This is a genomic window from Ancylobacter polymorphus (assembly GCF_022836935.1).
GTDB lineage: Bacteria > Pseudomonadota > Alphaproteobacteria > Rhizobiales > Xanthobacteraceae > Ancylobacter > Ancylobacter polymorphus_A.
In genome coordinates this window covers 3834079-3859431 of record NZ_CP083239.1, presented here as the reverse complement: position 1 = coordinate 3859431, position 25353 = coordinate 3834079, and the positions used below count along the sequence as shown (strand labels likewise).

Sequence of the window (25353 nt, the reverse complement as noted above, 5' to 3'; positions counted from 1 at the left end):
GCGCTGCAAGATCATGGAAAATCGCGGCAATTGCGGGGCCTGGCAAGGGGCGCGTAGGCCGTCCGTTTCATTCCCGTTTTCTTCGCATACGATATTGTATCCAAAAATCTCCGTCAATGTTGACAATCCTGCGGGGGTGTCCTCTCATGCCCGCAGAACGCGGGAGAACAGAGCGCCGAGCAAGGTCGCCGCCCGCGTCAAGTTCACAGAGGAAACACCCCGATGACCACGCGCCGCTCTGTCCTGATGGGCACTGCCCTCGCCGCCGTTTCCGGCCTCGCCCTTTCGGCCGGCCTCGCCCCCGCCACCGCCGCCGAAAAGGAGCTGAAGATCGGCTTCGTCGGCGTCACCAGCGGCCCCGCCGCCGCCTGGGGCACCTCGAATGTGCGCTCCATGCAGGTGCGCGCCGACTGGCTCAACGAGCTGGGCGGGGTGAAGATTGGCGACGACACCTACAAGATCAACATCGTCACCTTCGACGACCAGAAGGACCCCAAGCGCGCCATCGCCGGCATGGAGAAGATGGCGCAGGAGGGCATCCATTATGTCGTGGGGCCGAATGTCAATGACGGCGCCGCCGCCGTGCGGCCGGTCGCGGAATCCAAGGGGATCATCTATTTTCCCTATGCCTTCCCCAAGGAGCTTTACACCAAGCCGGCCTCCAACGCCGTGCTGGGCATGATCGCCAACTATCAGTCCGCGCCGGCGATCTACAAATACCTCAAGGAAAACAAGGGCGTGAAGAAGGTGGCGTTCATCGCCGCCAATGAGTCCGACCCGCTGAGCCAGCGCGATGGCGGCGTGGCGGCGGCCAAGGCGCTGGGCCTTGAGGTGGTGGCGCAGAACGACACCTATCCCAACGACACCCGCGACTTCACCCCGGTGCTGACGCCGATCATCCGGCTGAAGCCTGATCTGCTGGTGCTCTCCGGTGTCTCGCCGGGCAACGCGCCGCTGCTGATCCGCGCCGCGCGCGAACTCGGCTATACCGGCCTCATCTCCACCGAGACCGCGCATGACGCGGCGGTGCTGAAGGAAGGCGCGGGCGAACTGGCCGACGGCTTCATTTCGGTCGGCGGCGCCTCGACGCCGGCGATCCGCTCCAAGACGATGGACGAATTCATCGCCCGCTATACCAAGAAGTTCGGCGAGTATAACGACGAGTCCAACACCAAGGTCTATGCGCTCGACTATATCATCGAGACACTCAAGGCCAATCCGAAGGCGATCAACGATGTCGCCGAGTTCAAGAAGACCGTGGACACGTTCAGCGCGCCCAATCCCTATGTGAAGGAAGGCACGCTGAAATATGTCGGCACCACCTCCTTTGGCCAGAAGCGCCAGCTTTCCGTGCCGATGGTGGTGACACAGTACAAGGACGGCGCGTTCGAGACCCTGTTCGTCGGCGAAGTCGACTGAGGCTCCTTCACCCCCGTTGAGGCCGGTGCGCGCCTGCGTGCCGGCCTCTCACCGATGGAGATCCTCGGATGGAACAGGTTATCGCCAACGGGCTGTATCTCGGCGCGCAATATGCGCTGATCGCGCTCGGACTGACCCTCATCTTCGCGCTGATGAACGTACTCAACTTCGCCCATGGGCAGATGTACGTTCTCGGCGGCTTCGTCACCTACACGATCTATGGCCAGCTCGGCCTGCCCTTCGTGCTCGCGCTGGCCTGTTCGGCGCTGACCCTCGCCATTGTCGGCGCGCTGGTGGAGAAATTCCTCTTCCGCCCGGTGATCCGGCGAAGTTCGCGCGAGGAGAGCACCATGCTGCTCGCCGCGGCGATCGCCTTCCTGATGGACGCCATCGTCCTCATCCTGTTCGGCGAGAAGCAGCGCGGCGTTCCGAAGATCATTAACGGCGTGTTCGTCTCCGACAGCCTGGTCATGCCCTATGACCGCATCCTCGTCGGGGTGATCGCCATCGCCATGATCGCCTCCTTCATGGCCTATATGCAGTACAGCCGCACCGGCCGCGCCATGCGGGCGCTGGCGCAGGACCGCGTGGCGGCGCAGCTGATGGGCGTGAATGTCGACCGCTACTCGATGATCGGCTTCGCGCTCGGCGCGCTGCTCGCCGGTGTCGTCGGCGGCCTGCTCGTCACCATTACCGGCGTCAATTCCGGCATTGGCGGGCCGATCTCCATCAAGGCGTTCCTCATGGTGATGATCGGCGGCGCGGGTGTCGTCGGTGGCGCCATCGCCGGCGGGTTCATCCTCGGCATGATGGAATCGGTCGGCCTCAACGTGCTGCGCGAATTCGGCGACGTGACCTACCTCGTCATCTTCGTGCTGCTGATGGTGTTCCTGAGCCTTCGCCCGAACGGGCTGATGGGCAAGCCGTGGGGCTGAACCGGTGAACAACGCAACCAAGCTTCTCCTCGCCGCCGCCTTCGTCCTGTTCCTGCTGGCCGGCGTGCCGGCCCTCATCACGGCCACGGGCCGCAACGATCTCTACTACACCCTCACCTCCGTCGCCCTGCTCTCCATCATCAGCGGCGGCGTGTGGCTCACCTTCTATATCGGCCGGATCAATATCGGGCAGGGCGCCTTCGCTCTGCTCGGCGGTTATGTCTCGGCGGTGCTGGTCACGGCCTATGGCGTGTCCTTCTGGCTCACCCTGCCGCTGGCGGGGCTCGTCTGCGCGCTGGCCAGCGTGCTGATCGGCCTGCCGATCCTGCGGCTGCGCGGCGTGTATTTCGCCATGGTGACGCTGACGCTGACCGAGGTGATGCGGCTTCTCGCGCTCGCCGTGCCGATCACCAATGGCGCCAAGGGTATCGTCTCCATCCCACTGCCGGGCGGGGTGAGCCTGTTCGGCCTGACGCTGATCCCGGATTTCGCCACGCTGGAAAATCCGCGCCTCGCCTTCTACCTCGCCTCCGTGCTGCTGCTGGTGCTGTGCTTCGGCGCGCTGTACCGGCTGGTGCATTCGCGCATCGGCCACATCTGCCTGTCGCTGCAGCAGAATGAGGAACTGGCCTCCTCCATCGGGGTCAATATCGCCTCCATTCGCGTGCTCGCCTATGCCATCTCGTCCTTCCTCGGCGGGCTGGGCGGGGCGATGTTCGCGGCGATCTCGCAGTCGATCTATCCGTCGAGCTTCACGGTCGCGGATTCCGTCAACTTCATGCTGAACTGCTTCCTCGGCGGCTTGCACTACGTGCTGGGGCCGATCCTTGGCACCTTCGCGCTGTATTTCGGCTGGGACCTGCTGTTCCAGACCGGCGTCTACCAGCTTCTCATCTTCTCCAGCGCGCTCATCGTGCTGATGCTCGTGCTGCCCAACGGGCTGCTCAGCCTGCGGCTGCCGCGCAAGAAGGGGGCCTGAGCATGGACTACATTCTCGAAGTCTCCAATCTGACCAAGCGCTATGGCGGGCTGATCGCCAATAGCGGCATCTCCTTCGGGGTGAAGGAGCACGAGATCCTCTCGGTGATCGGGCCGAACGGGGCGGGCAAGTCGACGCTGTTCAAGCAGATCGCCTCCTTCGTCACCCCCACCGAGGGCGAGGTGCGCTTCCGGGGGGAGCGCATTTCCGGCCTGTCGCCCCACAAGGTGGCGCGGCTCGGCGTGGTGCGGACCTTCCAGGAAACCACCATCTTCAAGACGATGAGCGTGCGCGACAACATCATCATCGCGCACCAGCTGCGCGCGCGCACCGGCCTCGCCGGCTTCTTCTTCGGCACGCGGACCGCGCGCGAGGACGAGGCGGCCTTCGCCCGCTCGGCCGACGAGATCATCGATTTTCTCGGCCTCGGCCACCAGCGCAACGAGATCGCCAGCAACCTGCCGCACGGCCATCTGCGTGCGCTCGGCATCGCCATCGGCCTCGCCACCAACCCGGCGGTGCTGCTGCTCGACGAGCCCTTCGCCGGCATGAACCATGACGAGACGCGGCGCGCGGTGGAGATCGTGCGGGCGGTGCGCGCGCGCGGGGTCACCATCCTGCTCGTCGAGCACGACATGCCGGCGGTCATGAACATTTCCGACCGCATCGTGGTGCTCAACTTCGGCCAGAAGATCGCCGAGGGCACGCCGAAGGACATCCAGGAAAACCAGAACGTCATCGACGCCTATCTCGGGGTCGAGGACGAGTCGATCGGAATGTAGCGATGACAAGCCTTCTCTCATTCGACGACGTTCATCTCTATTACGATCACGTCTATGCGCTGAAGGGCGTGTCGCTCGCGGTAAATGAGGGGGAAACGGTGGCGCTGATCGGCGCCAACGGCGCCGGCAAGTCCTCGATCCTGCGGGCCATCACCGGCCTGCGCAAAATCCGCTCCGGGCAGATCACCTTCGATGGCCGGCGGCTCGACGGCATGGCTTCCGACGACATCGTGCGCGCCGGCATCTCCATGGTGCCGGAGGGGAGGCGGGTGTTCCCGTTGATGTCGGTGCGCGACAATCTGCTGATGGGCGCCTTCACCCGCTCCTCCAAGGGCGAGATCCAGCAATCGCTGGACATGGTGCTGACGCGCTTCCCCCGGCTGAAGGAGCGTTACTCCCAGGCGGCGGGCACGATGAGCGGGGGCGAGCAGCAGATGCTGGTGATCGGCCGCGCGCTCATGGCCCGCCCGCGCCTGCTGCTGCTGGACGAGCCCTCGCTCGGCGTGGCGCCGAAGCTGGTGCAGGACATTGCCCGCTCCATCGTCGCCATCAACCGCGACGACAAGGTGAGCGTGCTGCTGGTGGAGCAGAACTCGCGCATGGCGCTGCGCATTTCGCAGAGGGCCTATGCGTTGACCATTGGTTCCATTGCGCTGAGCGGCGATTCCGCCGACATGCTGAACGATGACCGCGTGAAGAAGCTCTATCTCGGTGGCGAGATCTAGGATCAATCGATGCGTATTCTTGTCGTCAATCCCAACACCACCGCGTCGATGACCGCGAAGATCGGCGCCGCCGCGCAGGGCGCCGCCGCGCCGGGCACGCAGGTGCTCGCCGTCAACCCGCCGGACGGGCCGGTGAGCATCGAGGGCTATTATGACGAGGTGTTCTCGATCCCCGGCCTGATCGGCGAGATCCGCAAGCAGCCGGATATGGACGCGTACATCGTCGCCTGCTTCGACGATACCGGGCTCGACGCCGCCCGCTGTGCCACCTCGGCGCCGGTGATCGGCATCGGCGAGGCGGCGTTCCACATGGCGAGCCTTGTGGCCGGCCGTTTCGGCGTGGTGACGACGCTGGCGCGCTCGGTGCCGGCCATCGAGCATAATCTGAAGCGCTACGGGCTGATGGAACGCTGCGCCCGGGTGCGCTCGTCCGAAGTGGCGGTGCTGGAGCTTGAGGAGCCGGGCTCGAACGCCTCCGCGCGCATCTTGGAGGAAATCTGCCGTTCGCTGGCCGAGGACCGGGCCGAGGCCATCGTGCTCGGCTGCGCCGGCATGGCGGACCTCGCCGAGCGCCTCTCGCAAGAGGTCGGCGTGCCGGTGCTCGACGGTGTCGTCTGCGCGGTGAAGCTCGCCGAGGCGCTGGTGCAGCTCGGGCTGCGCACCTCCAAGGTCGGCGGCTACGCGCCGCCGCGCCCTAAGAGCTATACGGGGATTTTTTCCCATCTGGCCCCCGGCGCTTGACGACGTGACGGGCGGCACTCGATATTACGGCTGATCGGGGGACCGGGATTCACGTTACGTGCCAACGCCGGAACGGCAAGAGCGAAGAAGATGCTTGTGACCGTTCCCGAAACTGAAAAGCCCGCCGCCCGCTGGCAAGGCGTCTATGCCGCGCTGCGCGAGGCTATTATCGGGCGCAAGCTCGCCCCGGGCACCAAACTGCCGGAAGACGCGCTCGCCGCGATCTATGCGGTGAGCCGCACCGTGGTGCGCGCCGCCCTGCAGGCGCTCTCGCATGACCGGCTGGTGCGGCTGGAGCCCAATCGCGGCGCCTTCGTCGCCAGCCCCTCCACCAAGGAGGCGCGGGAGGTGTTCGAAGCGCGCGGGCTGATCGAGCCGCAGCTCGCCGCGCTGGCGGCGCGGACGGCGACGCCCGCCGACATCGCCCATTTGCGGGCGCATCTCGCCCGCGAACGCGAGGCGCTGGCGACCGACGCCAATGCCGCCGAGGCCATCGCGCTCTCCGCGCATTTCCATGTCGAGATCGCCGAGATCGCCGGCCATTCGATCTATACCGGGTTCGTGCGCGACCTCGTCTCGCATTCCTCGCTGATCATTGCGCTATACTGGACGCAGCGCGAAACCACCTGCAAATGCGAGGCGCACCGGGAACTGGTGGACGCGATCGCGGAGGGCGAGCCGCTCAAGGCGGCGGCGATCATGCGCGAGCATATCACCGAGCTGCTGCTGGGGCTCGACCTGGCGCGCAAGGACAGCCCGCCGACCAGCCTGCAGGACCTGCTGAAGTAGCGTCCGCCTGGCAAGGCTGGTGCCGGCGCGCGGCGCGTCTGCCTGCTACTTCCGGCCTGTGCTCGCCGCGAGCGGCCTTCTCCCACATAAAATCGGTACTCGTGCCGGCTGACCCGTTGACGAACCCGCGCGGTCCGATCAACACTGGATAAGTGGATACACTCATCCAATCGAGCGCGGAATGACCGGCTTTTCCTCCATGGCGACGACAAGCACCGCTGAAGGCGAAGCCTATCGCTTCATCCTCGCCGGCATTCGCACCGCCCGCTTCAAGGCGGGTGAGCGGCTGATTCCCGAGGAGATCGCCACCGAGATCGGCATGAGCCGCATGCCGGTGCGCGAGGCCTTCCGCCGGCTGGCGACGGAGGGGCTGGTGCTGATCCGCCCCAATCGCGGCTGCGTCGTCGCCGGGCTGACGGTGGAGGAGATCTTCGAGGTCTTCGAGATGCGCTCGGTGCTGGAAGGGCTGGCGGTGCGCCTCGCCGTGCCGCGTCTCGATGCCGACGCCTTCGCCGAACTCGACCGGCTGCTCGATCGCATGGAGCGCTCCGGCGATGGCGGGCAGGACTGGGTCGCCCGCCACCGCGAGTTTCACGAATATATCTGCTCCTTCGCCAACCGGCCGAAGCTGCTGCGCCAGATCGCCTCGCTGCATGTGACCATCGAGCCCTATCTGCGCATCTGGTTTCATCACGCCGCCAAGCCGCTGACCGCGCGCGAGGAGCATCAGGCCATCATCGACAGCCTGCGCGCCGGCGATGCCGCCGCCGCCGAGGCGCTGATGAGCGAACACATTCTGACAACAGCCCCGACCCTGACCGGCTTCGCGCTCGAAACGCGCGGGGGCGGCTGAAACGGGGCGATCCTTTCCAGCACATCGCAAAACCTGACAGAGGGAAGATCATGCGACACATCTTCAAATGGCTGGCCGCTTCCGCGCTCAGCCTCGCGGCGGTCACCGGCGCGCAGGCGCAGACCGCGCCCAAGGCGATCACCATCGCCACGGAAGGCGCCTATGCGCCGTGGAACTTCACCGGTCCCGACGGCAAGGCGGCGGGCTTCGAGGTCGATCTCGCCAAGGATCTGTGCGCGCGGATGAAGATCGAGTGCACTATCGTCATCCAGGACTGGGACGGGCTGATCCCCGCGCTGACGGTGGGCAAGTTCGACGTGATCATGGCGTCCATGTTCATCACCGACAAACGCCTCGAAGTGATCGACTTCTCCCGCCCCTACGCCATCGATCCCTCCAGCTTCGCCGTCGCCAAGACCAGCGCGCTGGCCAAGGCCGGCCTCGGCGGCAAGTTCGACCTGAACAAGGAAGGCGAGGCGCAGGCCAGCATCGACAAGATCAAGCCGCTGGTGAAGGGCCAGACCATCGGCGTGCAGGCCGCCACCACCAACCAGCAGTTCCTGAAGAAGTATTTCGACGGCGTGGTCGACATCCGCGAGTACAAGACTACCGAGCAGCACGACCTCGACCTCGCGGCCGGGCGCGTCGACGGCCTGTTCGCCCAGCAGACCTCGCTGGCCGCGACCCTCGCCAAGCCGGAATATGCTGAATTCGAGATCGCCGGGCCCGGCTTCCTCGGCGGCGTGTTCGGCCGTGGCACCGGCGCGGGCTTCCGCAAGACCGACACCGCGCTGCGCGACCAGTTCAACACCGCCATCGGCGAGGCGATCGCCGACGGCACCATCAAGCGGCTGTCGGAGCAGTGGCTGAAGTCCGACGTCACCCCTCCCCAGTGACGAGGCGCGGCCCCCGCCGCTGAGGCGGGGGCCGTCCGGCTTTCGGAGCACCCGATGGACCTGCCCGCTTTCGTCTCCCTGCTCGGCTTCAGTGAAAAGGGCTGGGGACCCGCGCTGCTGACCGCCGCCGGCATGACCGTGCTGCTCTCGGCCTCCGGAGTCGTGCTCGGTGCGCTGTTCGGCGGCCTTGCCGCCTTTGCCCGCCTCAAGGGCGGCCGGCTCGCGCGCGGCACCGCCGATGCCTATTGCACGCTGTTTCGCGGCGTGCCGGACCTGTTGACGATCTACCTGCTGTATTTCGGCGGCAGTTCGCTGCTGACGGCGGTCGGGCATTTCTTCGGCGCGCAGGGCTTTGTCGGCCTTCCCACCTTCGCCACCGGCGTGCTGGCGCTCGCCATCATCTCCGGCGCCTATCAGGCCGAGGTCTATCGCGGCGCCTTCCTCGCCATTCCCGCCGGGCAGATCGAGGCCGCGCGCGCGCTCGCCATGCCCGGGCCGCTGATGCTGCGCCGGATCATCCTGCCGCAGCTGCTGCGCTACGCCATTCCGGGGCTCGGCAATGTCTGGCAGCTGATCCTGAAGGATTCCGCGCTGCTCTCGGTGATCGGGCTGGTGGAACTGATGCGCCAGTCGCAGATCGGCGCCGGCTCCACCCGCCAGCCCTTCGTGTTCTACATCGCCGCCGCCGTGCTCTATCTCGTCATCACCTTCATCAGCGGCGCCCTCATCCGCCGCGCCGAAAAGCGCAGCCTGCGTGGCGTGAGGAGGGCCTGATGGACATCGCCTTCTTTCAGGAAGTGTTCCTCCGGCTGCTCGGCGGTGTGCCGCTGACCCTGCAACTCGCCGGCATCTCGCTGTCCATCGGCTTCGTTCTCGCGGTAGTGCTGGCCATTGCGCTGCACAACGCTTCGCCCCTCGTCGTGCTGCCGCTACGCGGCTATGTCGCGCTGTTTCGCGGCACGCCGCTGCTGGTGCAGATTTTCCTCATCTATTACGGCCTCGGCCAGTTCCGGCCCTCGCTGCAGGCGATGGGTGTGTGGTGGCTGTTTCGCGAGCCCTATTGGTGCGTGATCCTCGCGCTCACCCTCAACACCGCGGCCTATGGCGCGGAAATCCTGCGCGGCGGACTGCAATCCGTGCCGGCCGGGCAGATCGAGGCGGCGCTGGCCTGCGGCATGTCGCGCGGGCTGCTCTACCGGCGCATCGTGCTGCCGCTCGCCTTCCGGCAGGCTCTGCCGGCCTATGGCAATGAGATCATTCTGATGGTGAAGGGCACCTCGCTCGCCTCCATCGTCACGCTGCTGGAAGTCACCGGCATCGCCCATCAGATCATCTCGCAGACCTACCGCGCCATCGAGGTCTTCATCTGCGCCGGAGCGATCTACCTCATCCTCAACTTCGCCATCACCCGCGCCCTGGCGTGGCTCGAACACCGCCTGTCGCCGCATCTGCGCCCGCCGCCGGCCGCGCGTTCCGCGACGCTGAAGGGAGAAGCGGCATGACCGCCCCGCAATCCTCCGCCCCGCAATCCTCCGCCCCGCAATCCTCCACGCCGGGCGCCGCCGTCGCGTCCGCCCGGCCGGACGCCATCGCCGTCCATGATCTGCACAAGAGCTTCGGCAGCCTGGAAGTGCTCAAGGGCATTTCGCTGACGGCGCGCGAGGGCGACGTGGTGTCGATCCTCGGCTCGTCCGGTTCCGGCAAGTCGACCCTGCTGCGCTGCCTCAACCTGCTGGAAACACCCGATGCCGGCACGCTCAGCGCTGCCGGGGAGACGCTGCGCTTCGGGCGCGACGCGAGCGGCCGGCCGGCGAAGATCGACCCCCGCCGGGTGGAGCGGCTGCGGCGCTCGGTCGGCATGGTGTTCCAGAACTTCAATCTCTGGTCGCACATGACGGTGCTGGAGAACATCATCGAGGCGCCCGTCCATGTGCTGGGGCGTCCGCGCGCCGACTGCATCGCCGAGGCGGAAGCGCTGCTCGCCAAGGTCGGCATCGCCGAGCGCCGGCATTATTACCCCGCCCATCTCTCCGGCGGGCAGCAGCAGCGCGCGGCGATCGCGCGGGCGCTGGCGATGAACCCGCAGGTGCTGCTGTTCGACGAGCCGACCTCGGCGCTAGATCCCGAACTGGTGGGCGAGGTTCTGCGGGTGATGCGGGCGCTGGCCGACGAGGGCCGCACCATGCTCGTCGTCACCCATGAAATGGGCTTTGCGCGCGATGTGTCTTCCCGCGTGCTGTTCCTGCATCAGGGCGCGGTGGAGGAAGACGGCGCGCCGGCCGAGGTCTTCGCCGCCCCGCGCTCCGAGCGCTTCCGTCAGTTCATTTCCGCCCAGCGTTAAGACCGGCGCTCCGCCGGCCCGTGCCCCGACCCAAGAGGTTGCCGTGACCATTCGTCCGAATTCGCTCGAAGCGCGTGATATCGCCTATCACCTCCACCCCTACACCAACGCCGCCAAGCACCAGACCGAGGGGCCGCTGGTGCTGACCGGCGGGGAGGGCGTCTATGTCACCGACGCCAGCGGGCAGCGTTATATCGAGGGACTGGCCGGGCTGTTCAGCGCCGCGCTCGGCTTCAGCGAGCACCGGCTGGCCGAGGCGGCCTACCGCCAGATGAAGACGATGCCGTTCTACCATGCGTTCGGCCACAAGGCGACGGAGCCGGGCATAGCGCTCGCCGAGCGGCTGATCGCCATGGCGCCGGTGCCGATGTCCAAGGTGTTCTTCGCCAATTCCGGCTCGGAGGCCAACGACACCGCCGTCAAGCTGATCTGGTACTACAACAACGCGCTCGGCCGGCCGCAGAAGAAGAAGATCATTTCGCGGCTGCGCGGCTATCACGGCGTTACCGTTGCGTCCGGCAGCCTCACCGGGCTGCCCTATGCGCATCGCGATTTCGACCTGCCCCTGCCGGGCATCCTGCACACCCTATGCCCGCATTACCGCCGCCATGCCGAGCCGGGCGAGAGCGAGGAGGCCTTCGCCACGCGCTGCGCGGACGAGCTCGAAGCGCTGATCCTGCGCGAGGGGCCGGAGACGGTCGCCGCCTTCTTCGCCGAGCCGGTGATGGTGTCGGGCGGCGTGGTGGTGCCGCCGAAGACCTATTTCGAGAAGATCCAGGCGGTGCTGAAGAAATATGACGTGCTGCTGGTGGCCGATGAGGTGATCTGCGGTTTCGCCCGCACCGGCAACATGTTCGGCACCGAGACCTATGGTCTCAAGCCCGACATGATCACGCTGGCCAAGCAGCTTTCCGCCTCCTACCTGCCGATCTCGGCGCTGATGATCAGCGAGAAGATTTACGCCGCCATCGTCGCGGAAAGCGAGAAGATCGGCACGTTCGGCCACGGCTACACCTATTCCGGCCACCCGGTCGCGGCCGCCGTGGCGCTGGAGGCGTTGCGCATCTACGAGGACGACAACATTCTCGACCATGTGCGCGCGGTTGCGCCGCGCTTCCAGGCGCATGTGGCGCGGCTCGGCAACCATCCGCTGGTCAGCGAGGCGCGCGGCGTCGGGCTGGTGGCGGGGCTGGAACTCTCGCCGGACAAGAAGACCGCCTTCGACCCCAGCCTGCTCGTCGCCAGCCAGGCGGCGCGCTTCGCCCAGAACCATGGCGTCATCACCCGCGGCATGAACGATACGCTCAGCCTCTGCCCGCCGCTGATCATCAGCGAGGCCGAGATTGACGAATTGATGCAGCGCATCGAGCGGGCGCTGGACGACACGCGCGACTGGGCGCGCAACGCCGGCCTGATGGCGTGAGGGAGACGAGGACCATGCGTGATTTCCAGAAGCCCGGCCGCTCCACCGTCTATGCCCGCGAGGCCATGGCGGCGACCTCCCATCCCGCGGCGACGCTGGCGGCGACCGATATCCTCAAGGCCGGCGGCAACGCGCTGGACGCGGCTATCGCCGCCTGCGCCGTGCAATGTGTGGTCGAGCCCGGCTCGACCGGCATTGGCGGCGACTGCTTCGCCCTGCTCGCTGGCGAGGACGGCAAGGTCCACGCCTATAATGGCTCGGGCCGGGCGCCTGCTGCGCTCACCGCCGCCTTTCTGCGCGACAAGGGGCTGACCCAGATTCCCCGCCAGTCGCCGCACGCCGTCACCGTGCCCGGGGCAGTGGATGCCTGGACCCGGCTGCATGCCGACCATGGGCGGCTGCCTTTCGCCGAGCTGATGGCCCCCGCCATCCACCTCGCCCGGCATGGCTACGCCGTGGCGCCGCGCGTGAGCTATGACTGGGGGCGCGAGGCCGCGCTGCTGGCGGGTGACGCCAATGCCGCGCGGGTGTTCCTCCCCGAGGGCCGCGCGCCGGTCGCCGGCGAGGTCCACCGCCAGCCGGAACTCGCCGACACGCTGGAGACCCTCGCCCGCGAGGGGCGGGACGGTTTCTACAAGGGTGCGGTGGCGGCGGATATCGTCGCCTATCTCAACGGCCTCGGCGGGCTGCACACGCTGGACGACTTCGCCACGGCGGCGGGCGAATATGTTGAGCCGATCCATGCGCGTTTCCGTGGCCATGACGTGTATGAGTGCCCGCCCAACGGGCAGGGCATCATCGCGCTGATGATTCTCAACATCCTCTCCCGCTTCCCCGCCGAGGGCGACCCGCTGGCGGCGGACCGGCTGCATGTGGAGATCGAGGCGACGCGCCTTGCCTATGCCGCCCGCGACCGCTTCCTCGCCGACCCGGCGCAGGCCGGCGTGCCGGTGGCCTATCTGCTCTCCGACGCGCTGGCGGACGAGCTTGCCGGGCTGATCCGGCTCGACCGCGCGCTCACCGACATGCCCGCCTTCCCCGGCGGCGAGCACCGCGACACGGTATATATCTGCGTGGTCGACAAGGACCGGAACTGCGCCAGCTTCATCAACTCGATCTTCCACCCCTATGGCGCCGGCCTGCTGGCGCCGCGCTCGGGTGTGCTGCTGCACAATCGCGGCCAGAGCTTCGTGCTGGAAGCCGGGCACCCCAATGAGCTGGCCCCGCGCAAGCGGCCGATGCACACCATCATCCCCGGTATGGTGCTGAAGGACGGCAAGCCGTTCATGCCCTTCGGCGTGATGGGCGGCCATTACCAGGCGATGGGCCACGCGCATTTCCTCAGCAAGGTGCTGGATTTCGGGCTCGACCTGCAGGCAGCCATCGATCTGCCGCGCCTGTTCCCCATCCCCGGCACCAACGACATCGAGGTCGAAGACAGCTTCGCCGCCGAGACCCTCGCCGAACTGCGCCGGCGCGGCTTCAGCCTCGTGCCGTCGGGACGCCCGGTCGGCGGGGCGCAGGCGATCCGCATCGACCGCGCGAATGGCACGCTGGCCGGCGCCTCCGACCCGCGCAAGGACGGCTGCGCGCTCGGCATCTGAGGGGAGGGACCGGACCATGACCATTCTCGATCTCGACGCGCTGCGCGCACGTTACGCCTCCGCCTCGGGCGCCGACATCTTCGACCCTGCCTTCCGCGCCGTGGCGGAGGGCGTGTTCAAGGACGGCGACAAGCGGCCGGCGCCCTATTGCGGCGTGCCCACGCTGCTGAAGGCGCCGTATCGGCCGGAGGCGCTGGCGAATCTGGCCGAGCTCGACGTGGCGCTGCTCGGCATCCCGATGGATCTCGGCGTCACCAACCGATCCGGCGCGCGGCTCGGCCCGCGCGCGGTGCGCAATGTCGAGCGCGTCGGGCCCTATGAGCATGTGCTCAAAGCGGTGCCGACGGCGCGGCTGCGCGTGGCCGATATCGGCGACGTGCCGTTCCGCAGCCGCTTCGATCTCGCGACCTGCCACGAGGATATTGAGCGCTTCGTCGCGCATCTCGTCGCGGCGGGGGTGGTGCCGCTGTCGGTCGGCGGCGATCATTCCATCGGCCTGCCGCTGCTGCGCGCTGTCGGGCGGGAACGGCCGGTGGGCATGATCCATATCGACGCCCATTGCGACACGGGCGGCTCGTTCGAGGGCTGCAAGTTCCACCATGGTGGGCCGTTCCGGCAGGCGGTGCTGGACGGGGTTCTCGACCCCCGCCGCACCATCCAGATCGGCATTCGCGGCAATTCCGAATATCTGTGGGAGTTCTCTTTCGCTTCGGGGATGACCGTCATCCATGCCGAGGAGGTGGACGATCTCGGCATAAGGGCGGTGATCGCCAAGGCGCGCGAGGTGGTGGGCGACGGCCCGACCTATATCAGCTTCGACGTGGACGCGCTGGACCCCGCCTTCGCGCCCGGCACCGGCACGCCGGAGGTCGGCGGGCTGACCTCGGCGCAGGCGCTGGGCATTCTGCGCGGCCTGTCCGGCGTTCAGGTGGTGGGCGGCGATGTCGTGGAGGTGGCGCCGCAATATGACCCCACCAGCAACACCGCGCAGATCGCCGCACAGGTTCTATTCGAGATCTTGTGCCTGACGGCCGCGGCGCGGGTGTGAGGCCGCGCATGCCGCCGGGCTCGACGTTCAGCTCGGCGCCGTCGCCGTTTTCGACGCCACCTATCTGCACCTCGACGACTGACGCCGCAGGCACCGCCGCGCCGGTTCACGGCAGCCCGGCGAGAAAGGCTGTGGCATCGGCGACGATCTCGGTGCGCTGCGCCGCCGGCATGCGGGCGAGCGTGCGGTAGGGCATGGCAAGGCGCGGATTAGCCGAGAGCACCGTCTCGTTTTCAATGAGGAAATTCCAGTAGAGATAGTTGAACGGGCAGGCGCCCGGCCCGCGCTTGATCTTCGGGTCGAAGGCGCAGCCTTTGCAGTAATCCGACATGCGGTCGATATAGGCACCGGAGGCAGCGTAGGGCTTGGAGCCCAGCCGCCCGCCATCGGCATGCATCACCATGCCATGGACATTGGGCAATTCCACCCACTCAAAGGCATCGGCATAGACGGCGAGATACCATTCCTCGATCTGCGCCGGCGCCACCCCGGCGAGCAGCGCGAAATTGCCGGTCACCATCAGCCGCTGGATATGGTGGGCATAGGCATGGCGGCGGGTGGCGCCGATGCATTCGGCCATGCAGCGCATCGGTGTCTCCCCGGTCCAGTACATCACCGGCAGATCGCGGGTGGCGCCCAGATGGTTGCTGCCGGCATAGGCCGGCATCTCCGCCCAATAGAGGCCGCGCACGAATTCGCGCCAGCCGAGAATCTGGCGGATGAAGCCTTCCACCGCGTTGATCGGTGCCGCGCCGCTGCGAAAAGCCTCCTCCGCGCGGGCACAGACCTCGCGGGCGGTGAGCAGGCCGCAATTGAGATAGGGCGAGATCAGGCTGTGGAACAGGAAGTCTTCCCCTGCCTTCATCGCATCCTGATAGTCGCCGAAGCCGGGCAGGGTGTCCTCGATGAAATGGTCGAGCGCCCGCAGCGCATCCGCCCGCGTCACCGCCCAGCCGAAAGGTTCGAGATCGCCGAAATGCCCGCCGAAACGCGCGGCGACGAGGTCGATCACCTCGCGCGTGAGTGCGTCCGGGGCAAAGCGTCGGCGCGGCGGCACGCGGAGGCTGCGCGGCAGCGCCCGGCGGTTCTCCGGGTCGAAGTTCCACTGGCCGCCTTCCGGAGCGTCGCCCCGCATGAGAAGGCCGGTGCGCCGACGCATCTCGCGATAGAAGAACTCCATCCGCCCGGTCTTGCGCGCCCGGCCCAGCGCGGCGAATTCGGCGTGCGAGCAGAAGAAGCGGTCATCCTCGCGGATGTGGACCGGCACGGGCAGGGTCTCGGCCCAGTCCGCCATCATCTCCCGCACCCGCCATTCGCCGGGCTCGGTAACGATCACCGAGGCGGGCGCGTGGCGCGCGACCGCGCGGGCGAGTTCGCCGGTGAAGCTCTGTGTGTTGCCGGCGTCATCGAGCCGGACATAGTCGACCCGTATGCCCTCCGCGCGCAGGGCCTGCGCGAAATGGCGCATGGCGGCCAGCAGGAAGGCGATCTTCTGCTTGTGATGCGGGACATAGCGGGCTTCGGCCTCGACCTCGACCATCAGCACGATGTCGCGGGCGGGGTCGAGATCGGCGAGCGAGGAGACCTCACGAGTCAGCTGGTCGCCAAGCACGAAGCGCAGATGCCCGTTCATGACGCGCTCTCCTTCGCGCCGCTGGTGGCCCCAGTGGCGCGGCAGCGGTCGGAGCAATAGAGCACCCGCTCCCAGTCGCGCGCCCATTTGCGCCGCCAGGCGAAGGGCCGGCCGCAGGCGCGGCAGAGTTTGGTGGGCAGATCGGCCTTCTTGCGCATGCGCGCCATGGCGTCGTCGTCTCCTGCGGTACCGCGCCGCGCGTGGGCCGGGGGGCTTAGAAGGGAAGGGGCGCGCCGTGGCGGTCGAAGAAGCCGCCGCTATCGGCCGGTCCCAGCCGTGCCAACCCGGCGAGCATCTCCCGCGCCGCCGTCTCGGGCGTCAGCGGCTGCAGCCCCACTTTGGCGAAGGGGCGCGACAGCGGCGTCTCCACCGTTCCCGGATGAAGGGCGACACACACCGCCTGCCGATGGGTGCGCGCCAGCTCGATTGCGGCGGTGCGCACCAGCTGGTTCAGTGCTGCCTTGGAGGCGCGGTAGCTGTACCAGCCGCCGAGCCGGTTATCGCCGATGCTGCCGACCTTGGCCGACAGCGTCGCGAACACGGCGGGCGCGTCGCGCGGCAGCAGCGGCAGGAAGTGCTTCATCAGCAGCGCCGGCCCGATGGCGTTGATGGCGAAGGCGCGCGCCATCGCCGCCGGGTCGAGCGCCTTCAGCGCCTTTTCCGGTTGCAGTGTCGCGTCGGACAGCAGGCCGGTGGCGTCGATGATGAGCGTGGGGGCCCCGAGCGCGGCCACCTGCGCGGCAGCTTGGGCGATGGAGGCCTCTTCGCACAGGTCGAGCGCAGGGCTGGAACGGCGCGACAGGCCGATGACCGCGTCGAACGCCACCTGTTCCCGCAACGCCTGCACCAGCGCCGAACCGATGCCGCCGGAAGCGCCGATCACCACCGCGCGGCTCACCGGGGCGCGCCTTCCAGCCGCCGGGCGAGGCTTTGCAGCCTTGGGCGAAGCCGCAGGAAGCCGAGATAGGCGCGTTCCAGCACGGCGAGCACCCAGGGATGCCGCGCCGCGAGGCCGAGCGGCCGCAGCAGCGGAATCTGCCGCCACATGGCGGCGAAGGCGGCGGCGCCGGAACGCATTTCCCCGTCTTCGCGGGCATGCAGCCGCGCCAGCATCGTCGCGCGATCGGTGGGGCAGGTTGTGGCGGTGCCGAGATCAATGAAGGTGATGCGCCCGCGCCGGTCGAGCCGCCGCATCAGGGCGATCTCGCGCCGGCACAGCGGGCAGGCGGAATCGTACCAGACGGTGACGGCGGGACTGGGCGTGACGTGCGCGCTCATGCCACCGCCCCGATGACCAGACAGGCGGCGACCACCACGGCGGTGATGGCAACCCGCAGGCGCCAGAACCACAACGGCGAGAGCCCCGCCCGCCACAGCTGACGGTCGACCAGCAGGAGAACGGCGAAGAGGGCCGCGACCAGCAGGAAGCCCGGCCCGGCCGGCAGCAGCACCGCCGCCCAGCCGAGCAAAGCGGCGATGTTGCCGATGAGGAACAGCCGCAGCGCCAGCGCCTCGGCGGCGAACAGCGCCGCGCCCCAGTGAATGCCGCAGACGAAGGAGGCGATGACGGCGCCATAGATCTGCACCGCGCCGAGCCATTCCCCGTTGCGCAAAAAGACATCGGCCGCGCCGGCGAGAAAGGGCAGGGTGCCGGCCCCGGCCAGCAGCCAGGCCGCGAGGAGGGCGGTTCGTTGCGTGGGGGACAGGGTGCGTGCGTCGGACATGGCAGGCTTTACGCCGGACGGTGGGGGCTGGATCAGCGAGACACCCCATAGGGTGCGGAGCCGAATCGGCGGCTGGCGGGAAAGTCGGGCATCCGCCGCGCGTGAGGACGGGGTGAAGCGCCGTGCCGTTGTCTGCCGCGCCCGCAGACGCGCCGCTCTTTGCCGGCCGCAGGATGCAGGCGCGTGGCGGAAATGACACGCCATGCCTGCTTACAATCGGCAACGATCTTCCATCGCCGGGTGCGCGTTGCTGCGGACTCCTGGATATGAATTCATACGTGAATACCGCTGGCGAACTGCCGTGGCGACGGTTGGGGAACTCATGCTTCGGTCCGTTCCGGCAGGCGTGACACGGGGCTCATCCCTCCGGGGGACGCCGCCTTTACGCGCCGGCGGAGATGTTCCTGCAAAGGCCACGCTCGCCGATCCATCGCCCTGAGATCGCCTTTCGTATTATGATACCTCAAAATCCATTTGTCCGAAGAGGATTCATGTTTCTCGCTTCGCTCACTCTGACCCGGCGCTCGCTGCGGTGCCTGCTGCTGGCCTCCGCCGCCGTGATGATCGCTGAGGCTGCCCAGGCGCAGACTATCACTATGCCCGGCACGGGCGGTGCCGGTGGTGGCGGTGCCAAGGGCGGTGCGTCCGCCATCGCAGGATCAGGCGAAGCCGGTCAAGACGGCACGGGGACTCCGGCCGGTGCCGGTGGCGGCGGGGGTAGCGGTTCGACCGGCGGCAATGGCGGGTCGGTGCCGAGCACGCCCTCCGTAGCAGGCGGAGCTGGCGGTGTCCCAAATGCCACCGGAGGCAAGGCGGGCGCGAGCGGAGGTGTCTCCGGCGGCGGCGGCGGCGGCGGCGCCCATGGCTTTGCCGGCTATGGTTCGAGCTTCGTCTCGGGCTTCTATATGGGCGGTAACGGTGGTGCTGGCGGAAACGGAATTGCCTATGGCGGTGGCGGTGGAGGTGCCGGCTATGGCGCTGCCATAGTCGTTCAAGGCACGGGCGAGACGACACTCGGCGGTCAATTCTATGGTGGTACGGCCAGTGCAGGCGGAACTGGCGCAGCCGCGGGCGGCGATGGCGGCGCGGGCGGCGCAGGTCTTGGTATAGTTGACAGTGATGGTGGGACCATCGTGATGTCCAGCACCGCTTCCGCGTTCGGCGGCGCTGGTGGCGCCGGCGGCCGCGGCGGCGGCGGCGACGGCGGCAGTGGCGGCGCCGGGTTGATCGTGGTCAACGGGCAGAATGCGACCACGCTGACATTGGATGGTACGCTGTATGGCGGCATTGGCGGTTCGGGGGCCGACGGCGCGCTTGGCGGCGCGGGGGGCAGCGGCCTTGTCATTGCAACTTCCGGCGCAAGTGGCAGTATCACCGTCAATATCAATGGTGAGGTAAAAGCTGGTCCGGCCGGTAACTCCAGCGGCGGCTTCTCTCCGATAGGGGGCGATGGCGGGTTCGGCATTTACGCCGGCAATCCCACCGGCACTGCCGGCGTCAGCGTCCTCAACATCAACGCCAATGTCACCGGGGGCGTGGGCGGCTCGGTGTCAAGTGCCAGCAGTGGCACATCGGGCGCCGGTGGGGCCGGTATTTTCGCTGACACGTCGACGATCACCGTCGCCAACGGCGCCACCGTTTCCGGCGGCGCTGGTGCAGCCGTGAGCACCCCTTTCACCAATGGAGCGGGCGGTGTCGGCATCACGGCCACCAATTCCAAGATCATCCTCGACGGCGAGGTCGAGGTGACGGGTGGGCTTGGCGGTGATTCCCTGACCCGCGCCGCCGCCATCTCTTTTGGCACCGGCACCAATTCGCTCGAACTGCGCGGCGATGCTGACGGGGACCTTGCTTACCTTCTCGGCGGCATCACCCATGCCGGCAATACCGACACGCTCATTCTTGGCGGCACCAACAATGTCACCATTGACGGCACGGCGCTGGGGAGCTTCGCTAGCGGTTTCGGCTCTGTGGAGAAGACCGGCACCTCGACCTGGACCTTGACCGGTTACAACGGCAGCTACGCCGGCTCTCTCACCATCAGCGCCGGCACGCTGGCGCTGAGTGGTTCGAGCAACCTCAGCGCCGCCAGCAGCGTGACGATCGGCAAGGGCACGCTGGATATCTCCGCCACCACGTCGGGCACGACGATCAAGGATTTGTCGAGTTCCGACAGCGAGGCCCGCGTGGTGCTGGGAAGCCAGACGCTGTCCGTGACCACGGGCAGCCAGGCGACCTTTGCCGGCGTCATCAGTGGCAGCGGCGGGCCCACGGTGTCCGGCACATTGCCCAATGGGCTGATCCTGACGGGTGACAACACCTATCTCGGCACCACGACCGTGAATGGCGCGCTGGTGATCGGCCTCAACTCGGCGTCCGGGTCGGTTGCCGGCGACATTGTCGTGAACGCGGGCGGGAATTTGGGCTTTGCGCGCAACGACACCTACACGATCCAGAACAGCATCACCGCCGCCGCCGGCTCGACGATCGGCTTTGTCTATGGGACCTATTCCTATGCGGGGAGCGGCGTCATCAGCGGCGCCGTGTTCGTGCAGGGCGGCGAACTGCATCTGATCGCGAACGAGTTCGCCAACGCCAGCTCCCTGACCCTTGACAGCGGGGGCACGCTTTCCGGCAATGGCACGGTCGCGAATCTCGTGGTGAAAAATGGCGGCATCGTCGCGCCGGGCAACTCGCCCGGAACCATCGCGGTGAACGGCACAGTGGAGTTGAAGGCTGGCTCCACCTACCGCGTCGACGTGACGCCGACGGGCGCGCATGATCTCATCATCGCCAGCGGTGCCGCGACCATCGAGTCGACCGCCATGGTCCAGCTCGTCGCCGAAGCGGGGCGCTACAAGCCCACCGAGACCTACGCCATTCTCACCGCGACGGGCGGCGTCACCGGCACCTTCGCCAGCGTCGAGGAGGACTACGCCTTCCTGGACGGCGCGCTGAGCTATGATGCCAACAATGTCTATCTGACGCTGACCTCCAACAGCGCCAGCTTCACCGACTATGCCCGCACGCCGAACCAGCTCGGCACCGCCGTGGCGGCGCAGGCGCTGGGCGGCGGCAACGCGGTCTATGACGCGTTATTGTTGCTCTCGGAAAACGCCGTGCCCGCCGCCTTCGACGCGCTGTCCGGCGAGGCCTATGCCTCGGTGAGCAGCGTGCTGCAGCAGCAGTCGATCTATGTCCGCGACGCGGTGAGCGGGCGGCTGCGCCAGGCGCTGACCGCGCCGGGTGTCTCCCCGCTCGCCTATGGCCCCGGCCCGGTGAAGGCGCAACTGGCGGAGGGCTACGCCCCGACCCTGTGGGCGCAGGGTTATGGCGGCTGGGGCAACACCTACGGCAATGGCAACGCCGCCAGCATTTCCAACACCATTGGCGGCTTCCTCATGGGCGCGGATGTGTCGGTGGCGGAGAATGCCCGCGCCGGCCTGTTCGGCGGCTATAGCCGCTCGACCTTCGATGTCGACGGGCGGTCCTCCTCCGGCTCGGCGAGTAATTACGATCTCGGCCTCTATGCCGGGGCGCAGTTCGGCGCCGTGGCGCTGCGCGGCGGCGCCGCCTACACCTGGCATGACCTCTCTATGTCGCGCAGCGTGGTGTTCCCGGGCTTCGCGGAATCGCTCAAGGGCAACGACACCACGGGCACGGCGCAGGTCTTCGGCGAGATCGGCTATGATGTGGAAGTGGGCGCCATCGCCTTCGAGCCCTTCCTCGGCCTCGCCTATGTCAATGTCTCGGGCGCCTCGCTGGGTGAGCAGGGCGGGGCGGCGGCGCTGTCCGTCTCGACCGACGACATGAGCACGTTCTACTCGACGCTCGGCGTTCGGCTTGCCACGACGGTGGAGGTCGGCGGGCGCACGCTGACCCCCTATGCGACGCTGGGCTGGCAGCATGCCTTCGGCGATGTGACGCCGAATTCGACCATGCAGTTCGCCGGCGGGCTGACGCCGTTCAGCGTGTCCGGCGTGCCGGTGGCGGAGGATGCGCTGCTGGTGGAGGCGGGGCTGAGCTACGCGCTCTCGCCCACCGCGCAGATCGGCGCCACCTATGCCGGCCAACTCGCCGGCGACGCCTCGCAAAACGCCTTCACCGCCCAGTTCTCGCTGAAGTTCTGAGGCGGGAGGCGCCAGGCGCGGCCGGAAGAACGTCAGCGCGTGGCCGCGCCCTGGCTTACCACAGCCTCGGCGCGGAGTTCGTCCTCCGCGCCGAACACGCTGCGCCCGCCATAGCGCGGCGATGACCGCAGTTCGTCCGCGACGATGGCGTCCCAGTCGCGCCCACCGGCGACGCGCTCGATCTGGCGCGCCTGCTCGTCCAGCCGGCGGATCGCGGCAAGCTCCTCCGATTGGCCGAGCTTGGCCTTGCGCACCGCCGCCTTCATCACCGCGATGGTGTGGTCATAGACCTTCAGCGGCACCGGAAAGGGATGCCGGTCCTTGCCGCCATGGGCATAGGAAAAGCGCGCGGGATCGGAGAAGCGGCACGGCGCGCCGTGCACCACTTCCGCCACCAGGGCGAGCGCTTCCACGGTGCGGGCACCGACGCCGGGCACCAGCAGCAAATCGGTGAAATCCTCGGGCCCGCGATCCGCCGCCGCCACGAGCGCCGCCTGCAGGCGTGGCAGCACCACGTCCTTGGCGCGCACCTCGTGATGGGTCGGAAGCACAAGGTGCGGTAGCTCCAGCTGGGGGCTGGCGGGCGCAGGCGGCGCCGTCCCGCCATCGAGACCGGCAAAGGCGCGGGCGATGCCGTCAGGTCCGAGGCTTTCCAGCAGGTCGAGCTGGCCGCTGCGCGAGCGTGCGGCGCGGGCATCGGCGAGGTTGACGATCTCGCCCTGCGGCGGGCCGTCGACGGCGGCATGCGGGTCGTCGAGAAAACTTTGCAGCCCCTCCGAGAGCCAGTGATAGCGCCGCGCCTGCCGGGACGCGTCGTTCATCCCCTGCTGCACCACCACCCAATGCCCGTCATCGGTGACGATGAACCCGTGCAGATAGAGGTCGAAGCCGTCCTGCACGGCGGCGCTGTCGATTTTGGCGACGAGGCGGCTCGCTTTTCCCAGCGCCTCGCCGTCGCAGCCGGTGCGTTCGCCGACGACCATCAGCTCCTGCGGCGTCTTGCGCGAATGCCGGCCGCGCCCGCCACAGACATGGATGCCGAGCTCGCCGGCGAGCGGCTGCAGGCCGCGCTTGAGCGCGCCGATGACGCTGGTGGTGATGCCGGAGGAGTGCCAGTCCATGCCCATGACGGCACCGAAGGACTGGAACCAGAACGGGTGTGCGAGCCGGCGCAGCAGCTCGTCGCGGCCATAGTGATGGACGATCGCCTCGCTGATGACCGCGCCGAGAACGGTCATCCGCTCCGCCAGCCAGGGCGGAACCCGGCCGGCGTGAAGGGGAAGGTCGGCGCTTCCGGTGCGGCGGGACATGGCTCTCTCGATTCGATGTCCCAGCCTAACCGGAAGCGACGACCAGGGGCAGGGAAGCCCGTTAGACGGTGCCGAGGCCGCGCGCCATCAGCCGGAACAGCCTTTCCGAGAAGGCGGCGGCATCGCCCGGCCGTTCGCCATCGAGCACACGCGCGGTGTCGAGCAGCAGATGCGCGGCATCCGTCCGCGTGGCGGCGTCCGTGCTGCCGGCAAGGCTGACGATCATGGGATGGCGCGGGTTGATTTCCAGGATCGGCTTGGCCGCGCTGCCGAGGCGCCCGGAGGCGGCAAGGAAGCGCTCAAATTGCCGGTCGGGACCGCTCTCCGAGGCGACGAGGCACACGGCGCTGTCGGTGAGGCGGTCGGAGGGACGCACATCGGCGACCTCCTCGCCCAGCTCCGCCTTCAGCGCGGCGATGAGGGCCGTCACCTCCTCGCTTGCCGTGTCGGCCGGCGGGGCCTCGGTATCGAGGAGAGGAATCAGCCCGAGATCGGCGGCGCCCTGCGTGATCGACTTGAACGGCTTGCCATCATAGTCGAGCCCGTTCGCCACCCAGAACGCATCGACGGCATCGGCCAGCAGCAGCACCTCGATGCCGCGCGCGCGAAAGCCTTCCAGATGCGGCGTGTGGGCGATGCGCGCCGCATCGTCGCCGGCGATGTAATAGATCGCGGTCTGGTTCTCCTTCAGACCGGCGGCATACTCCTTCAGGCTGCGCGTGCCCTCGCCGGAGGCGGTGGTCTTGAAACGGGCGAGGTTCAGCAGCTGCTCGCGACGCTCGAAGTCCTCATAGAGTCCCTCCTTGATCACCGCGCCGAAATTCTCCCACACCTTGCCGAACGCCTCGGCATCGGTGTCGGCGAGCTTGGCGAGTTCCGAGATCACCCGGTTGGTCACGCCCTTCTTGATGGCGCCCAGCAGCGGGCTGTCCTGGATCATCTCGCGCGAGACGTTGAGCGGCAGGTCGGCGCTGTCGACCACGCCGCGCACGAAGCGCAGATAGCGCGGCAGCAGCTCGGCATCGTCGGTGATGAAGACCCGCTTCACATAGAGCTTGATGCGGCCCTTGCGGTCGGCGTCGAACAGGTCGAAGGGTCGCGCGCCGGGCACGAACACCAGCGCCGTATATTCGTGCCGGCCCTCGGCACGGAAATGCACAGTCAGCGCGGGCTCGTCATACTGGCCGGCGACGCTGCGGTAGAAATCGGTGTAGTCCTGCGCCGAAATCTCGGAACGGGGGCGCGTCCACAGCGCCGCGCCGTCGGAAAGCGCGGCCGCCTCCGCGCCGGGCTTCTCGATAAAGCGGATCGGTACCGGCACATGGCCGGACTGCTCCTTGACGATGCGCTCCAGCGTCCAGCGCTCGGCATAGGTCTTGGCGTCATCGGTGAGATGGAGCGTCACCGTCGTGCCACGCGCCGGGGCCTCGTCCAGCGCAACGGGGGCGACGGTGAAGGCGCCCTTGCCGTCGGAGGACCATAGCCAGGCTTCCGCGCTGCCGGCGCGGCGGCTGACCACGTCCACCTTCGCCGCGACCATGAAGGCGGAATAGAAGCCGACGCCGAACTGGCCGATCAGCTGGGTGCCTTCCTTGGCGTCCCCCTGGCCTTCGGCCTCGGCGATGCGATCCATGAAGCTGCGCGTGCCGGAGCGGGCGATGGTGCCGAGCGCCTCGATCAGCTCGTCGCGGCTCATGCCGATGCCGTTATCGGCGATGGTGAGAATGCCGGCCTCCGGATCGGCCGAGAGGGTGATGGCGAGGGCGGGATCGGCGCCGAGCAGCTCCGGTTGGGTGATCGCCTCGTAGCGCAGCTTCTCGCAGGCATCGGCGGCGTTGGAGATCAGCTCCCGCACGAACACGTCGCGGTCGGAATAGACCGAGTGCACCATCATGTGCAGCAGACGGGAAACATCGGCCTCGAAAGGGCGGCTCTCAAAGGTCTCGGTGGTCATGGCGAACCGTCACATGGATGAACGAGGCGCCTGAGATGGCAAGACCGGCGCCAGAGATCAAGACGTG

Annotated in this window: 23 protein-coding genes; 16 read left to right on the top strand and 7 right to left on the bottom strand. The window is 67.7% G+C overall.

Features of this window, described 5'->3' with window-relative positions:
• Positions 1-222 precede the first annotated feature (222 nt).
• From K9D25_RS18485 to speB, 15 genes are all read left to right on the top strand, one after another.
• Positions 223-1419 (top strand): ABC transporter substrate-binding protein, encoded by a 1197-nt coding sequence (locus K9D25_RS18485; RefSeq protein WP_244377173.1) that lies wholly within the window; start codon positions 223-225, stop codon positions 1417-1419.
• 68 nt (positions 1420-1487) lie between these two features.
• A complete protein-coding gene (locus K9D25_RS18480; RefSeq protein ID WP_244377171.1) occupies positions 1488-2354 on the top strand; it encodes a branched-chain amino acid ABC transporter permease in 867 nt (288 codons plus the stop codon).
• A 4-nt stretch (positions 2355-2358) separates the two neighbouring features.
• Positions 2359-3333 carry a branched-chain amino acid ABC transporter permease gene (locus tag K9D25_RS18475; RefSeq protein ID WP_244377169.1) on the top strand — a complete coding sequence of 325 codons (975 nt, stop codon included), beginning with the start codon at positions 2359-2361 and terminating at the stop codon, positions 3331-3333.
• Positions 3334-3335: 2 nt separating this feature from the next.
• Entirely contained in the window at positions 3336-4115 is a 780-nt protein-coding gene (locus tag K9D25_RS18470; protein WP_244377167.1) for an ABC transporter ATP-binding protein, read from the top strand.
• Between the two features lie 2 nt (positions 4116-4117).
• Positions 4118-4840 carry an ABC transporter ATP-binding protein gene (locus K9D25_RS18465; protein WP_244377165.1) on the top strand — a complete coding sequence of 241 codons (723 nt, stop codon included), beginning with the start codon at positions 4118-4120 and terminating at the stop codon, positions 4838-4840.
• A 9-nt stretch (positions 4841-4849) separates the two neighbouring features.
• Positions 4850-5581 carry an aspartate/glutamate racemase family protein gene (locus K9D25_RS18460; protein ID WP_244377163.1) on the top strand — a complete coding sequence of 244 codons (732 nt, stop codon included), beginning with the start codon at positions 4850-4852 and terminating at the stop codon, positions 5579-5581.
• A 90-nt stretch (positions 5582-5671) separates the two neighbouring features.
• A complete protein-coding gene (locus K9D25_RS18455; protein ID WP_244377161.1) occupies positions 5672-6370 on the top strand; it encodes a GntR family transcriptional regulator in 699 nt (232 codons plus the stop codon).
• A 181-nt stretch (positions 6371-6551) separates the two neighbouring features.
• Positions 6552-7223 carry a GntR family transcriptional regulator gene (locus K9D25_RS18450; RefSeq protein WP_244377159.1) on the top strand — a complete coding sequence of 224 codons (672 nt, stop codon included), beginning with the start codon at positions 6552-6554 and terminating at the stop codon, positions 7221-7223.
• A 50-nt stretch (positions 7224-7273) separates the two neighbouring features.
• Entirely contained in the window at positions 7274-8119 is an 846-nt protein-coding gene (locus K9D25_RS18445) for a transporter substrate-binding domain-containing protein (protein ID WP_244377157.1), read from the top strand.
• Positions 8120-8173: 54 nt separating this feature from the next.
• Positions 8174-8893 carry an ABC transporter permease gene (locus K9D25_RS18440; RefSeq protein ID WP_244377155.1) on the top strand — a complete coding sequence of 240 codons (720 nt, stop codon included), beginning with the start codon at positions 8174-8176 and terminating at the stop codon, positions 8891-8893.
• Positions 8890-9621, top strand: coding sequence for an ABC transporter permease (locus K9D25_RS18435; protein WP_279613818.1), 732 nt, complete (start codon positions 8890-8892; stop codon positions 9619-9621). The genes K9D25_RS18440 and K9D25_RS18435 overlap by 4 nt, the downstream gene beginning before the upstream one ends.
• A complete protein-coding gene (locus K9D25_RS18430) occupies positions 9618-10460 on the top strand; it encodes an ABC transporter ATP-binding protein (protein ID WP_244377151.1) in 843 nt (280 codons plus the stop codon). Before K9D25_RS18435 ends, K9D25_RS18430 begins: the two co-directional genes overlap by 4 nt.
• Positions 10461-10503: 43 nt before the next feature.
• A complete protein-coding gene (locus K9D25_RS18425; protein ID WP_244377149.1) occupies positions 10504-11883 on the top strand; it encodes an aspartate aminotransferase family protein in 1380 nt (459 codons plus the stop codon).
• A gap of 14 nt (positions 11884-11897) precedes the next feature.
• On the top strand, positions 11898-13487 hold the full coding sequence (ggt, locus tag K9D25_RS18420) for a gamma-glutamyltransferase (protein ID WP_244377147.1): 1590 nt from the start codon (positions 11898-11900) through the stop codon (positions 13485-13487).
• Positions 13488-13503: 16 nt separating this feature from the next.
• Positions 13504-14535: an agmatinase gene (gene speB, locus K9D25_RS18415; protein ID WP_244377145.1), complete on the top strand. Its 1032-nt coding sequence runs from the start codon at positions 13504-13506 to the stop codon at positions 14533-14535.
• A 106-nt stretch (positions 14536-14641) separates the two neighbouring features.
• Here the strand turns inward: speB and K9D25_RS18410 are convergent, their stop codons facing one another.
• The 5 genes from K9D25_RS18410 to K9D25_RS18390 are packed head-to-tail and all read right to left on the bottom strand — an operon-like array spanning position 14642 to position 17892.
• Entirely contained in the window at positions 14642-16168 is a 1527-nt protein-coding gene (locus tag K9D25_RS18410) for a cryptochrome/photolyase family protein (RefSeq protein WP_244377143.1), read from the bottom strand.
• A complete protein-coding gene (locus K9D25_RS18405; RefSeq protein WP_244377141.1) occupies positions 16165-16335 on the bottom strand; it encodes a DUF2256 domain-containing protein in 171 nt (56 codons plus the stop codon). Before K9D25_RS18405 ends, K9D25_RS18410 begins: the two co-directional genes overlap by 4 nt.
• Before the next feature lie 47 nt (positions 16336-16382).
• The gene (locus K9D25_RS18400; RefSeq protein ID WP_244377139.1) at positions 16383-17066 is read right to left on the bottom strand and encodes an SDR family NAD(P)-dependent oxidoreductase; all 684 of its coding nucleotides are present in this window, start codon (positions 17064-17066) and stop codon (positions 16383-16385) included.
• Positions 17063-17446, bottom strand: coding sequence for a thiol-disulfide oxidoreductase DCC family protein (locus tag K9D25_RS18395; protein WP_244377137.1), 384 nt, complete (start codon positions 17444-17446; stop codon positions 17063-17065). The genes K9D25_RS18400 and K9D25_RS18395 overlap by 4 nt, the downstream gene beginning before the upstream one ends.
• Positions 17443-17892, bottom strand: a complete 450-nt coding sequence (locus K9D25_RS18390; protein WP_244377135.1) for a DUF3429 domain-containing protein — start codon at positions 17890-17892, stop codon at positions 17443-17445. The genes K9D25_RS18395 and K9D25_RS18390 overlap by 4 nt, the downstream gene beginning before the upstream one ends.
• A gap of 491 nt (positions 17893-18383) precedes the next feature.
• Here K9D25_RS18390 and K9D25_RS18385 point away from each other — a divergent pair, with 491 nt between their 5' ends.
• Positions 18384-22022, top strand: a complete 3639-nt coding sequence (locus tag K9D25_RS18385; protein ID WP_279613753.1) for an autotransporter domain-containing protein — start codon at positions 18384-18386, stop codon at positions 22020-22022.
• 32 nt (positions 22023-22054) lie between these two features.
• Here K9D25_RS18385 and K9D25_RS18380 read toward each other — a convergent pair whose 3' ends face one another.
• Both K9D25_RS18380 and htpG read right to left on the bottom strand, forming a co-directional pair.
• A complete protein-coding gene (locus K9D25_RS18380; protein WP_244377131.1) occupies positions 22055-23332 on the bottom strand; it encodes a DUF763 domain-containing protein in 1278 nt (425 codons plus the stop codon).
• A 61-nt stretch (positions 23333-23393) separates the two neighbouring features.
• Entirely contained in the window at positions 23394-25286 is a 1893-nt protein-coding gene (htpG, locus tag K9D25_RS18375) for a molecular chaperone HtpG (protein WP_244377129.1), read from the bottom strand.
• Between the last annotated feature and the right edge of the window lie 67 nt (positions 25287-25353).